This is a genomic window from Blastococcus sp. SYSU DS0619 (assembly GCF_054051035.1).
Map to the genome: position 1 here is coordinate 186,290 of NZ_JBJHAM010000005.1, position 12,911 is coordinate 199,200.

Here is a 12,911-nt window from a genome sequence, read left to right on the forward strand (position 1 = left end):
CCCCGGTCAGCCGGCCGCAGCGGAACGCTCCCGGTCGGGCCGCCCGGTCGCCGTCGACCAGCTGCGCGGGGCCGGGGCGTCCGGTGCGGCGGGCTTGTCGGCGTAGACGACGACGCTCTTGCCGAGCAGCGGGTCGAGCACCCGCTCGGCCGCCCGGGTCACCCACGGGCGCGTGGTCAGGTCCCAGACCAGCAGCCGGTGGTAGGCGCGGACCAGCGCCGAGTCCTTCTCCACCCCGACGGCGCACTTGAGCCACCAGTACGGCGCGTGCAGGGCGTGGGCGTGGTGGCCGGCGCCGGGCACCAGCCCCGCGGCGGCCAGCCGGGCGCGCAGCTCGTCGCCGCGGTAGATCCGGATGTGGCCGCCCTCGTTGGCGTGGTACTCGTCCGACAGCGCCCAGCAGATCCGCTCCGGCCCGTAGCGCGGCACGGTCACCGCGACCCGGCCCCCCGGCTTGAGCACCCGGAAGATCTCGGCCATCGCCGTGGCGTCGTCGGGGATGTGCTCCAGCACCTCGGAGGCCATCACCCGGTCGACGCTGGCGTCGGGGAAGGGCAGGTGCAGCAGGTCGCCGCGCACCACCTCGTACGCCGCACCGGCCGGGGCCTCGCCGGCCTCGGCGATCGCGCCCAGCCAGCGCTTCGTCGTCGCCACCTCGGATGCGCCCCAGTCGACGGCGACCACCTTCGCGCCGCGGCGGTAGGCCTCGAAGGCGTGCCGGCCCTCGCCGCAGCCCAGGTCGAGGACGGTCATCCCCGGCCGCAGGTCGAGGCGGTCGTAGTCGACGGTGAGCACTACTCGTTCCCCTTGCGCTCGGCGGTCCGGCGGTCCAGCGTCTCGGCGTACCAGTCGGCGGTGCGCTCGGCGGTGGCCCGCCAGGTGTAGCTGTCCAGCACCCGCCGCCGCCCGGCGCGGCCCAGCTGCTCGGCCAGGGACGGCGAGTCGATGACCAGCTGCAGCGCCGCGGTCAGCTCGCCGACGTCCCCGGCCCGGACCCGCAGGCCCGCCTTGGTGCCGACCACCTCGGGCAGCGCGCCGGCGTCGGTCGTGACCAGCGGTGTCGCGCAGGCCATGGCCTCGACGGCGGGTAGCGAGAAGCCCTCGTAGAGGGAGGGGATCGCCACGACCGTCGCCGTCTGCAGGAGGCCGATCAGCTCTTCCTCGGGCACCGGGCCGGTGAACCGGACGGCGTCGTGCAGGGCGAGCCGGTCCAGCGCGGCCTCCGCGGGCCCGCCGGGCCGGGCGGTGCCGACGACGGTGAGCCGGACCGGCCGCTCGGTGCGCAGCTTGGCGACCGCCTCGAGCAGGTGCACCAGGCCCTTGAGCGGGACGTCGGCGCTGGTGATGGCCAGGATCGAGTCGGTCTCGCGGGGGCGGCCGGCCGGCGGCGGGGTGAAGTGCCCGGGGTCGATGCCGACCGGGATCACCGCCATGCGGTCGGGCGCCAGCCCCATGTGCGCGGCGATGTCCCGCCGGGAGTTCTCCGAGACGGTCGTGACGCCGTCCAGCTGCTGGACGACCCGGGCCTGCATGCCGGTGAAGGCGTACCAGCGGCGCAGCGTCAGTTTCCGGCGCAGCGTCGGGGCGGCGGCCAGCTCGAGATCGCGGTCGATGGCGATCGGGTGGTGGACCGTCGCGACGGTCGGCACGCCGGCGCGGACCAGCCGCAGCAGCCCGTAGCCCAGCGACTGGTTGTCGTGCACGACGTCGAACTCGTCGCGGCGGGGGAGCAGGTGGCGGGCGGCCCGCAGCGTGAAGGTGAGCGGCTCGGGGAAGCCGGCGGTGCACATGGTCGCCCACTCGGCGACGTCCACCCAGTCCCGGAACTCCGAGGGCCACGGGGTGCGGAACGGGTCGGGTTCCCGGTACAGGTCCAGGCTGGGCACGCGGGTGAGGGGCACGCCGTCGTCGAGCTCGGGGTAGGGCTGGCCGCTGAGCACCTCGACGCGGTGCCCGAGCTCCGCCAGCTCCCGCGAGAGCGCCCGGACGTAGATGCCCTGGCCGCCGCTGTGCGGCTTGCTGCGGTAGGACAGCAGTGCGATGCGCAACGACCGTCCCATGGGGCGGACTCTAAACGAGCCCCGTCCGGCGCCCGTGCGCCACGGCCGGTGGGTGCAGCCGGTGGGTGCGGTCGGCGCAACCCTGGCACAGTTGTCCGGCATGATCCGCCACGTCGTCGTGTTCACCTGGTCCCCGGATGCCGACGCCGCCCGGACGGCCACCACCATCGAGGCGCTGCGCGGCCTCCGGGAGACGGTCGGCGGGATGACGTCGCTGACCGTCGCCGACGACGCCGGCCTGGTCGAGGGGAACGCCTCCGCGGTGCTGATCGCGGACTTCCCCGACGTCGCGGCCTTCTCCCGCTACGCGCAGGACCCGGTGCACCTCGCGGTGATCGCCGAGCACGTGCGGCCCGTCCTGGCCTCGCGCAGCGCGGTGCAGTACCAGGTCTGAGGCGGTCGGCGCGGCCCTCCGCGCGGCGCCCGGCGACTAGGTTCCTCGGCATGCCCTCCGCGTACCGCCTCGCCGGCCGACGCCGTTCCCCCGGCGTGCTCCTGGCCGGGGCGGCCACCGTCCTGCTCGCCGGCTGCGGGGGCGACGACGCCTCGGACCGGACGGCCGCCGCCTCCTCGTCCGCGGCCTCCTCCTCGGCGGCGGCGTCGTCCTCGGCAGCGTCGTCCCCGTCGGCGGAGCCGGCGGCGCCCGACCTGGCCTCCGGGCTGCTCCCCGCCACCGCCTTCGGCCCCGACGCCACGGTCGTCGCGGTGTCCCCGGAGCAGCTGCGGCAGGGCGCGGGCATCGCCGCGGCGACCGACGACGTGCAGATCAGCCCGGAGAGCTGCCGGGCCACCATCGAGGGCACCCAGCCCGACATCGACGACTTCGATGACCTCGCCGCGCAGAGCGCCACCAGCGGCGCGTCGACGACGGTGGAGATGCTCGTCCGCGGGGGCCCGACCGGGGACTCCGTGGCCCAGCTGGCCGACGCCGCGGAGCGCTGCCCGGAGGCGCAGCTCACCTCGCCGGAGCTCGGGCAGGCCACGATCACCTTCGAGAACCTCCCGGTGGACGACCTGGGCGACCGGTCCGCGCTGCTGCGCTACACCACCACCCTCTCCGCGCCGGACGGCTCCCAGGTGTCGGTGCCGACGCTGATCGGCGCGGTGGAGGACGGCGACCGGCTGCTCCTGCTGCTCACCATCGATGCCGGCCAGAGCGGCGTGGGGGCCACCGACCCGGCCGCCTTCGCCGACCTGCTGGCGCAGGCCCACGAGACGCAGGCGGCCGCGCTCGACTGAGCGGCGCCCCACCGGCGTCCACAGGGCCGGCGAGCGTCCACAGGTCGCTCGAGGTGGTTCCCCGGGCGCCTGCGCGTGGCCAGGGTCGGGGGCATGGACGCCACCGCCGAGCAGGACCGCTCCGACGACCGCCCCGAGGTCCGCATCGCCGATCCGGGCGAGGTGGCCGCCGCGCTGCCGCACCTGCTGGGGTTCCACCCGCGCGAGTCGGTGGTGCTGATCGGGCTCGGCGGGCCGTCCGGCGGCCGGGTCGGGCTGACCGTCCGGGGTGACATCCCACCGGCCGGCGACGGCGCGGCGACGGCTCGGCTGCTGGCCCGCAGCCTGCGCACCGACGACCCCGTCGCCGCGCTGCTGGTCGTGGTCTCCGAGGCCGACGACGACCGCACCGGGCCCGACATGGGTCTGCCGGGGGCCGAGTTGCCGCACCGGCCGCTGGTGCACGACCTGGTCCTCGCACTGGCCGCCGTCGACGTCCCGGTGCGCGACGTGCTGCTCGTGCGCCGCGGGCGCTGGTGGTCCTACGACTGCCCCCACCCCTGCTGCGCGCCCGCGGTGGGCACGCCGCTACCCGCCGGGGTGAGCGCGCTGGCCGCGGCGTCGGTGACCACCGGGCAGGTGGTGGCCGCCGACCGGTCGGCCCTGGGCGCGCGTCTCGCCGCGCCGCCGGGGTCCCTCGCCGGCGTCCGGCGCGCCTGCGCCCGCCTCGGGAACGAGCGCGCGGCCCGCCTCCGGGAGGTGGGCGGGGCGGTGCCGGACGCGGTCGTGCGGGAGGCGGTGGCGCGGTCGCGTCCCGGGGCGCCGGTCGCCGGGGGCCCGCTGGACGACGACGAGCTGGCCCGGCTGCTGTGGGCCCTGCAGGACCTCGGCGTGCGCGACCGCGCCCTCCAGCTGGCGCTCGGGGACGACGCCGCCGCGGCGGAGCTGCTGTGGACCGAGTGCACGCGGCGGGCGCCGGCACCCCTCGACGCGGCGCCGGCCACCCTGCTGGCGGTGAGCGCGTGGCTGCGCGGCGACGGCGCGCTGGCCAACGTGGCCCTGGACCGCGCACTCGGCAGCGATCCCGGCTACGCCCTCGCCCGGCTGCTGAGCCAGGGGCTCGCCGCCTGCCTCCCGCCGGGGGAGCTGCGCGCGCTGATCGCCCGGGCCCGGCCGGTGTGACCGGCCGGGCACGGGAGTCAGAGCAGCTCGGGGCGCTGCCATCCCTGGTCCAGCACGTGCTCGGCCAGGAAGGCCAGCACGGTTCCGTACCAGATCTGGCTGTTCCCCGGGGTCAGCACCCAGTGGTTCTCGTCCGGGAAGTACAGGAACTTCGACGGGACGCCCCGCTTCTGCAGCCCGTACCAGAGCGCGAGAGCCTCGCCGATCGGCACCCGGTAGTCCTTGTCACCGTGGATGACCAGCATCGGGGTCCGGATGGCGTCCACGTACCGGTGCGGCGAGTTCTGCTCGTAGCGCCGCGGCTCGGTGAACGGGTCGCCCCACTCCTTCTCCCAGTAGTACGCCGCGTCGGTCGTACCGGTGAACGCCTCGAGGTTCCAGAGGCTGGCGTGGGTGACGATCGCCTTGAACCGGTCGGTCTGCGTGGCCACCCAGTTGGCCATGTAGCCCCCGAAGGAACCGCCCATCGCCGCGGTCCGGTTCGCGTCGATGTCCGGGCGCTGCTCGGCGGCGTCCACCGCGGCCATGAGGTCGGTGTAGGGCGCGTCGCCCCACTCGCCCCAGCCCCGGCGCACGAAGTCCAGCCCGAACCCCTGGGACAGCGCCGGGTTGGGCAGGAGCACCGCGTAGCCCTGCGCGGCCAGCACCCAGGGGCACCAGCGCCAGGACCACGAGTTCCAGCTCATCAGCGGGCCGCCGTGGATCCACAGCACCAGCGGCGCCGGGGAGTCCGCCGAGGCACCCTCGGGCAGGACCAGCCACGACTGCACGCGGGTGCCGTCGGCCGCGGTCGCCGCCACCTCCTGCAGCGTTCCGGGCAGCCGGTCGATCGCGGCCGGGCTGGGCAGCGGCTCCGGGTCCTGCATCGGGGCGGCCGGGTCGAGCCGGACCGGCACCGGCGGGGAGTCGTAGGCGGAGCGCAGCGCGTAGAGGGCGCTGCCGTCGCGGGCGATCCGCAGGTCGCTGTAGGCGCCGTCCCCGGTCAGCCGGACGGGGTCCCCGCCGTCCACCGGCACCCGGAACAGCGCGTGCCGGCCGTCGTCGTCGGCGAGGTAGTACACCGCCGTGCCGTCGGCGGAGAACTGCGGCGCGCTCGGCCAGCGGTCCACGTCCGGGGTCAGGTCGTGCGCAGTGCCGTCGGCGACCTCGACCAGCAGCAGCGTGTAGTCCGGCGGCTCGGCGTACGAGGACATCGCCTCCCGCACGCAGACCAGGCGGGCGCCGTCCGGGGAGAACGCCGCTCCGTACACGTCGGCCAGCGGGTCGTCGACGAGGACCCGCGTCTCACCGGAGCCGGTCTCGGTGAGGACCAGCCGGGTGCGCCGGCCGGCCGGGCCGTCGGGCACCTCCTCGGTCCGGGCGAGCAGCCGGCCGTCGGGGGAGAGGGCGAGGTCGTCGCCGGCACCGTTGGGCGGCAGGGCGTCGGGGGTGAGGTCGCGCAGCTCCACCGGCGCACCGCCGACGGGCTCCTCCTCCGTAGGCAGCCGGCCGGCCCAGAACACGTGCGGGGCGGCCGGTCCCAGGTCGTGGTCCCAGTACCGCACCGGATAGGCCTCGTGCAGGATCGCCGACACCCCCGCGTCGGCGCGCTTCTTCCGGAGCTCCTCGTCGTCCGCGGCGTCCGAGCCGCCCGGCATCGTGGCCGCGACGACCACCACGTCCCCGCTGTCGGCGGCCACGGCGAACGAGCTGATCCCGCCGGGGCGGCCGAGCACCGGCCGGGCCTCGCCCCCGTCCGCGGGCAGGCTCCACAGCGCCGGCTTCGGCTCCGCGTCGGGCGTCGCGCCGGGGTCCGGCCGGGCGGAGGTGAACAGCAGCGAGCCGTCGGGCGCCCAGGCGGGCGCCGACTCCCCGGGCGCGCTCCGGGTCAGCCGACGGGCGGGCCGCCGGCCCTGCGGGTCGAGCTCCCAGAGCGCCGACTGCCACTTCTTCCGCTCGGGGTCGAGCGTGTGCAGCGACACCGCCAGCCGCGACCCGTCCGGGGACAGCGCGAGGCCGCCGATCCGGGGCAGCGCCACGAAGTCCGCCAGGCGGTGGAACGGGGTCGGGGCGGGCCCGGCGGACGGGTCGGAGGGGGCAGGACCGGACGAGCTCACGGGGCCTTCTCTCGCGGGGGAGCGGGGACCGCCCCACCGTAGTGAGACCCGCCCCGCCGCCGCCGCCGTCCCGACCGGGCCGGGACGGCGCTGGGGTCAGCGCACGTCCCAGGCGGCGAGGAACTCCTCCGGGCCCAGCCTCTCCAGCTCGGCGCCGACCGACTGCAGCATGTCCCCGGCGACCATCGGGTCCCCGGCCGGCACCCGGAGCACCTCGCGGCCGTCGTCGAGGCGCGTCACCACCACGTCGTGGACCGACGGCCCCGGGACGATCCCCCACAGCAGCTCTGCGAGGAAAGCCCCCGTCACCCGGGCACGGTGCAGCAGCGCGCTGCCGGGTCGCGGCAGGAGCTGCGCGGCGAACACGTCGGCCGCGCGCGGCCCGTCCGAGGACACCTGGTGCCCGCGCCGGCGGCGGGCTAGAGCATCGGCGCGGCCTCGAGGGGCGTGAGCTCCTCGTCGACCGCGCTCACGAACATGTGGTGGGCCACGCCGACCGGGAGCACGTAGCCGTCGAGGCTCACCGAGCCGTCCGCCAGCTGCGCGGTCATGGTCACGCCCGGGCGGACCCCGTGCTCGGCCAGCGCGCGCAGCAGCTCGGCGTTCTCCTGCAGCTGCTCGCTGATCCGGCGGACGACGACCGGCCGGCCCTCGGCGGTCGCCGTCGACTCCAGCAGCGTGAGCGAGTCGAGCACCGCGGAGGTCTCGCCCCCGAGCGGCTCGTCGCCGCGCAGCGCCTCCAGACCCGGGATCGGGTTGCCGAAGGGGGAGACCGTCGGGTTGCCCAGCAGCGACACGAGGCGGCGCTCGACCGCCTCGCTCATCACGTGCTCCCAGCGGCAGGCCTCCTCGTGCACGTCGGCGTAGTCGAGGCCGATGACGTCGACGAGCAGGCACTCGGCCAGCCGGTGCTTGCGCATGACGGCGGTGGCCAGCTGGCGGCCCTCCTCGGAGAGCTGCAGGTGCCGGTCGCCCTCGACCGTGAGCAGGCCGTCGCGCTCCATGCGGGCGACCGTCTGGCTCACCGTCGGGCCGCTCTGGTGCAGGCGCTCGGCGATGCGGGCCCGGAGCGGGACGATGCCCTCTTCCTCCAGCTCGAAGATCGTCCGGAGGTACATCTCGGTGGTGTCGATGAGGTCGTTCACAGGTACTCCTCCGTGTCGGCGGCCAGTCTACGGGCCGGGACGCCCGGAACGGCCGAGCCGCGGTCGGTCTCGGCCCGGTACCACCCGGGACCGGACCCGGTAGCGTCCGGCAGAGGCAGCCGCGCCCGGCCGGGCGCGGCACAGGGGAGGGGTCCATGAGCGACTCGGTCGCCGTCGTCTGGGACGACGCGCTGCTCGGTTACACGATGGGCGGTGATCACCCGCTGCACCCGGTGCGCCTGGACCTGACGATGCGCCTGGCCGACGGCCTGGGCCTGCTGGGCACCGACCGGCTCCGGGTGCTGAAGCCCACGCCGGCCGACGAGGAGCTGCTGACCCTCGTCCACGACCCGCGGTACCTGGAGGCGGTGCGCCAGGCACCGGGCAACCCGGACGTCGGCCACGGCCTGGGCACCGCGGACAACCCGATCTTCCCCGGCATGTACGACGCCGCGGCCCTCATCACCGGCGGCAGCGTGCTCGCCGCCCAGCAGGTGCACAGCGGCGCCGCCCAGCACGCGGTCAACATCTCCGGCGGGCTGCACCACGCGATGCGCGGGAGCGCCTCGGGCTTCTGCGTCTTCAACGACGCCGCCGTGGCGATCGCCTGGCTGCTCCGGCAGGGGTACGAGCGGATCGCCTACGTCGACCTCGACGTCCACCACGGCGACGGCGTCCAGGCCGCCTTCTACGACGACCCCCGGGTGCTCACGGTCAGCATCCACCAGACGCCGCTGACCCTGTTCCCGGGCACCGGCTACCCGGAGGAGACCGGCGACGCCGACAAGGCCATGGGCAGCGCGGTCAACCTCGCCCTGCCCAACGGCACCGACGACTCCTCCTGGCTGCGTGCGTTCACCGCCGTCGTGCCCAGCGTCCTCCGGGCCTTCGCGCCGCAGATCATCGTGACCCAGTGCGGCTGCGACGCCCACCACGAGGACCCCCTCGCCGACCTCGCGCTCACCGTCGACGGGCAGCGCGCCAGCTACAAGGCGATGCACGAGCTGGCCCACGAGATCTGCGACGGCCGGTGGATCGCGCTGGGTGGCGGGGGCTACGGCCTGGTGCGCTGCGTGCCCCGCGCGTGGACCCACCTGATCGCCGAGGTCAGCGGCGCGAAGCTGGACCCGGCCACCGAGATCCCCGAGTCCTGGCGCGAGGACGTGGTCCGCCGGGGGCTGCGGGACCGCCCGCCCACGCACATGACCGAGGGCGGCTACACCGGCTTCTCCCGCTGGGACACCTTCACCGAGTCGCGGGTGGACCGGGCGATCATGCGCACCCGGCGGGCCAGCTTCCCCTACTTCGGCCTCGACCCGGACGACCCCCGTGACTGAGCCCGCCCGCACCGAGGAGCACGAGAACCCCACGCCGCCGCCGGGCTGGGAGGCCGACATCGTCGCCGCCGACGGCGGCACCGTGCACCTGCGGCCGATCTGCCCGGAGGACGCCGACGGGCTGACCGGCCTGATGGACCGCAGCAGCGACCAGACCCGCTACTACCGGTTCTTCGGGCCGATGAAACGGCTCTCGGACAAGGACCTGCACCGGTTCACCCACGTCGACCACGACCAGCGGGTCGCGTTCGTGATCCTGCTCGGCGACCAGATCATCGCGGTCGGCCGCTACGACCGGTACCCCGGCACCGACGACGCCGAGGTCGCCTTCCTGGTCGAGGACGCCCACCAGGGCCGCGGCCTGGGCTCGGTCCTGCTCGAGCACCTGGCCGCCGCCGCCCGCGAGCGGGGGATCACGCGCTTCGTCGCCGAGGTGCTGGCCCAGAACAGCAAGATGGTCCGGGTCTTCCGCGACGCCGGGTACAAGGCCGAGCGCTCCTACGAGGACGGCGTCGTCCACCTGACCTTCCCGATCGAGCAGACCGACGACGCCCTCGCCGTCGCCTACGAGCGGGAGCAGCGCAGCGAGTCCCGGTCGATCGCCCGGCTGCTGACGCCCTCGTCGGTGGCCGTGGTCGGTGCCAGCAACGACGCCGGCAAGATCGGCAACGCAGTGCTGCGGCACCTGCTGGACTACGGCTTCGCCGGCCCGGTGTACCCGGTGAACCCGGGCGCCCGGCACGTGCGAGGGGTCCCGGCGTACGCCGACATCGAGTCGATCCCCGACGACCTGGACCTCGCGATCCTCGCGGTGCCCGCCGACGAGGTGGCCGGTGTCGTGGAGGCCTGCCGCCGCAAGCGGGTGCGCGGGTTGGTCGTCATCTCCGGCGGGTTCGGCGAGGCCGGGCCGGAGGGGCGCGACGCCGAGCGCCGGCTGGTCGCCGCGGCCCGGGCCTCGGGCATGCGGGTGGTCGGGCCCAACTGCCTGGGCGTCGTCAACACCGATCCCGAGGTGCGGCTCAATGCGAGCCTGGCGCCGATGGTGCCCGGGCGCGGGCGGGTCGGCTTCTTCGCCCAGTCCGGCGCGCTCGGCGTCGCCCTGCTCGAACGGGCCTACAGCCGCGGCATCGGGCTGTCGACCTTCGTCTCGGCCGGCAACCGCGCCGACGTCAGCGGCAACGACCTGCTGCAGTACTGGGCCACCGATCCCGGCACCGAGGTGGTGCTGCTGCACCTGGAGAGCTTCGGCAACCCGCGCAAGTTCGCCCGGCTGGCGCGCACCGTCGGGCGCACGAAGCCGGTGGTCGCCGTCAAGAGCGGCCGGCACGTGGGCATGACGCCGGGGCTGGCCGGCACGTCCGTGGCCGTGCCCGAGCAGTCGGTGGCGGCGCTGTTCGCCTCGGCCGGCGTGATCCGGGTCGAGACCGTGGCCCAGCTGTTCGACGTGGGCATGCTGCTCGCCCACCAGCCGCTGCCCGCCGGCAACCGGGTGGCGATCGTGGGCAACTCCACCGCCATCGGGGTGCTCGTCGCCGACGCCGTCCTCGAGGAGGGGATGGAGCTGGCGCACGAGGCGCCGGTGGACATCGGCGTGGGGGGCACACCCGAGGAGTTCCGCGCCGCACTGCAGGCGGCGGTCGACGACGAGCGCGTGGACGCGGTGGTCGCGGTCTTCCTGCCTCCGCTGATGGCGGGCTCCCACGAGTACGGGCCGGCGCTGCGCGAGGTGTCGGTGGACTCGGACAAGCCGATCGTGGCCAGCTTCCTCTCCACGGAGGGCGTCCCGCCCGAGCTCGCCGTCTGCGACGAGGAGGGGATGCCGTTGCGCGGGTCGGTGCCCTCCTACAGCACGCCCGAGCGGGCGGTGATCGCCCTGGCGAAGGTGGACGAGTACGCGCGCTGGCGGCGCCGGCCGGTCGGCGAGCTGCCGGAGCTGCCCGACGTCGACGAGGCCGCCGCCGAGCGGATCGTGCACGGCGCGCTCGCCGAGTCACCCGCCGGACGCGAGCTCACCGACGACGAGCTGATCGGGTTGCTGGCCGCCTACGGCGTGCCGCTGCTCGGCACCCGCAGGGTCACCGACGCCGAGGCGGCCGTGGCCGCCGCGGAGGCCATCGGCTACCCGGTGGTGCTGAAGTCGACCGCGCCGTGGCTGCGGCACCGCTCCGACCTCGGCGGCGTGCGGTTGGACCTGGCCGACGCCGACGCGGTGCGCACCGCGTTCGGCGCGATCCCGTCCGGTGACCCGGTCATCGTGCAGGAGATGGCGGCGCCGGGCGTCGCCACCGTGGTGGAGATCGTCGACGACCCGTCGTTCGGTGCGCTGGTCAGCTTCGGGCTCGGCGGGGTGGCCACCGACCTGCTGGGGGACCGCGCCTACCGGACCCTCCCGCTCACCGACCTGGACGCCGCCGAGCTGGTGCGCTCGCCACGGGCCTTCCCCCTGCTGAACGGCTACCGCGGGTCCGAGCCGGTCGACCTGGCCGCGCTGGAGGACCTGGTGCTGCGCGTGGCCCGGCTGGCCGACGACCTGCCCGAGGTGCTCCGGCTGACGCTGGAGCCGGTGATCGTCGGCCCGGCCGAACCGTGGCACGGCGGCCGTTCGCTCGTCGTCGCCGGCGGCGGCGCAGTGGTCGGGCCGCCCACCGCCCGGGTCGACCCCGGCCCCCGGAGGATGCGCTCGCCGGTGTGATCTGTCGTCCTGGCTCACCATGACGGGTCCTGGCTCACCACCGGTGCTGAGCCAGGACCCGGAACGATCAGGAGACCTGATCGTCGACGCAGCGAGGGCCGGTCACCCGCAGGTGACCGGCCCTCGCTGTGCCGCCTTACGCCAGGTAGTCGCGCAGGGCGTCGGCGCGCTGCGGGTCGCGGAGCTTCGCCATCGTCTCGCGCTCGATCTGCCGGACCCGCTCGCGGGAGAGACCGAACTGCTTGCCGATCTGCTCCAGCGTCCGGGGCTGGCCGCCGTCGAGGCCGAACCGCAGCACGACCACGTCGCGCTCCCGGTCCTCCAGCGTGGAGAGGACGGTGCGGACGTCGCCCTTCATCATCTGGAAGGCGACGGCGTCCTCGGCGACCGCGGCGTCGGCGTCCTCGATGAAGTCGCCGAGCCGGGACTCCTCGTCGGTGCCCACTGTCTGGTCCAGGCTGACCAGGTCGCGGCTGTACTCGAGCAGCTCGGTGATCCGCTCCTCGGGCAGGTCGAGCTCGAGACCGAGCTCCTCGGCGGTGGGCTCCCGCTCGAGCTCCTGGTGCAGCCGCCGGCGCGTCCGGACCACCTTGTTGACCTGCTCGGCCAGGTGGACGGGCAGCCGGATGGTGCGACCGGAGTCGGCCATGGCCCGGGTGATCGCCTGGCGGATCCACCACGTGGCGTAGGTCGAGAACTTGAAGCCCTTGGTGTAGTCGAACTTCTCCACCGCGCGGATCAGGCCGACGTTGCCCTCCTGGATGAGGTCCAGGAACGTCATGCCGTGGCCGGTGTAGCGCTTGGCCACGGAGACCACCAGCCGGAGGTTGGCCTCCAGCAGGTGCGCCTTGGCGGCCTTGCCGTCGGTGGCGAGGATCTTGTAGTCGCGCTTGCGGGCCGGGGTCAGGCCCTCCTGCTCGGCGAGCAGTCGCTCGGCGTAGAGACCGGCCTCGATCCGCTTGGCCAGCTCCACCTCCTGCTCCGCGGTGAGCAGAGCGGTCTTGCCGATGGTGTTGAGGTAGACGCGCACCAGGTCGGTGGAGACCAGGCCGCTGGTGTCCGGCTCCCGTCGGGGGGCGCGCACGTCCAGGGTGTCGGTGGGGGAGGACTGCAGCAGCGTCACGATGGGTCTTCGTCCTTGCCTTCGATTCGGATGCGCTCGCCGGCGTCGTCGATCGGCG

At 75.0% G+C, this 12,911-nt stretch carries 11 protein-coding genes; 5 read left to right on the plus strand and 6 right to left on the minus strand.

What is annotated here, in order from left to right:
• Positions 1–6 precede the first annotated feature (6 nt).
• Together ACI79T_RS09430 and ACI79T_RS09435 are read right to left on the minus strand one after the other, a co-directional pair.
• Positions 7–795, minus strand: coding sequence for a class I SAM-dependent methyltransferase (locus tag ACI79T_RS09430; protein ID WP_456609795.1), 789 nt, complete (start codon positions 793–795; stop codon positions 7–9).
• Positions 795–2,060 carry a glycosyltransferase family 4 protein gene (locus ACI79T_RS09435; RefSeq protein WP_456609796.1) on the minus strand — a complete coding sequence of 422 codons (1,266 nt, stop codon included), beginning with the start codon at positions 2,058–2,060 and terminating at the stop codon, positions 795–797. Before ACI79T_RS09435 ends, ACI79T_RS09430 begins: the two co-directional genes overlap by 1 nt.
• A 100-nt stretch (positions 2,061–2,160) precedes the next feature.
• Here ACI79T_RS09435 and ACI79T_RS09440 point away from each other — a divergent pair, with 100 nt between their 5' ends.
• The 3 genes from ACI79T_RS09440 to ACI79T_RS09450 all read left to right on the plus strand — a co-directional run bounded on the left by ACI79T_RS09440 (position 2,161) and on the right by ACI79T_RS09450 (position 4,460).
• Positions 2,161–2,454, plus strand: coding sequence for a Dabb family protein (locus ACI79T_RS09440; protein ID WP_456609797.1), 294 nt, complete (start codon positions 2,161–2,163; stop codon positions 2,452–2,454).
• 50 nt (positions 2,455–2,504) lie between these two features.
• Positions 2,505–3,299 carry a hypothetical protein gene (locus ACI79T_RS09445; protein ID WP_456609798.1) on the plus strand — a complete coding sequence of 265 codons (795 nt, stop codon included), beginning with the start codon at positions 2,505–2,507 and terminating at the stop codon, positions 3,297–3,299.
• 93 nt (positions 3,300–3,392) lie between these two features.
• A complete protein-coding gene (locus tag ACI79T_RS09450) occupies positions 3,393–4,460 on the plus strand; it encodes a DUF4192 domain-containing protein (protein WP_456609799.1) in 1,068 nt (355 codons plus the stop codon).
• A gap of 17 nt (positions 4,461–4,477) precedes the next feature.
• Here the strand turns inward: ACI79T_RS09450 and ACI79T_RS09455 are convergent, their stop codons facing one another.
• The 3 genes from ACI79T_RS09455 to ACI79T_RS09465 form a co-directional block, all read right to left on the minus strand.
• Entirely contained in the window at positions 4,478–6,556 is a 2,079-nt protein-coding gene (locus ACI79T_RS09455; protein ID WP_456609800.1) for a prolyl oligopeptidase family serine peptidase, read from the minus strand.
• Between the two features lie 96 nt (positions 6,557–6,652).
• A complete protein-coding gene (locus ACI79T_RS09460; protein ID WP_456609801.1) occupies positions 6,653–6,865 on the minus strand; it encodes a hypothetical protein in 213 nt (70 codons plus the stop codon).
• A 110-nt stretch (positions 6,866–6,975) separates the two neighbouring features.
• Positions 6,976–7,701: a metal-dependent transcriptional regulator gene (locus ACI79T_RS09465; protein WP_456609802.1), complete on the minus strand. Its 726-nt coding sequence runs from the start codon at positions 7,699–7,701 to the stop codon at positions 6,976–6,978.
• Between the two features lie 155 nt (positions 7,702–7,856).
• On the opposite strand from ACI79T_RS09465, the gene ACI79T_RS09470 reads away from it, so the two are divergent.
• Positions 7,857–9,038 (plus strand): acetoin utilization protein AcuC, encoded by a 1,182-nt coding sequence (locus ACI79T_RS09470; RefSeq protein ID WP_456609803.1) that lies wholly within the window; start codon positions 7,857–7,859, stop codon positions 9,036–9,038.
• Positions 9,031–11,730: a bifunctional acetate--CoA ligase family protein/GNAT family N-acetyltransferase gene (locus ACI79T_RS09475; protein ID WP_456609804.1), complete on the plus strand. Its 2,700-nt coding sequence runs from the start codon at positions 9,031–9,033 to the stop codon at positions 11,728–11,730. Before ACI79T_RS09470 ends, ACI79T_RS09475 begins: the two co-directional genes overlap by 8 nt.
• A 136-nt stretch (positions 11,731–11,866) precedes the next feature.
• Here ACI79T_RS09475 and sigB read toward each other — a convergent pair whose 3' ends face one another.
• A complete protein-coding gene (gene sigB / locus ACI79T_RS09480; protein WP_456609805.1) occupies positions 11,867–12,853 on the minus strand; it encodes an RNA polymerase sigma factor SigB in 987 nt (328 codons plus the stop codon).
• Positions 12,854–12,911: the final 58 nt, after the last annotated feature.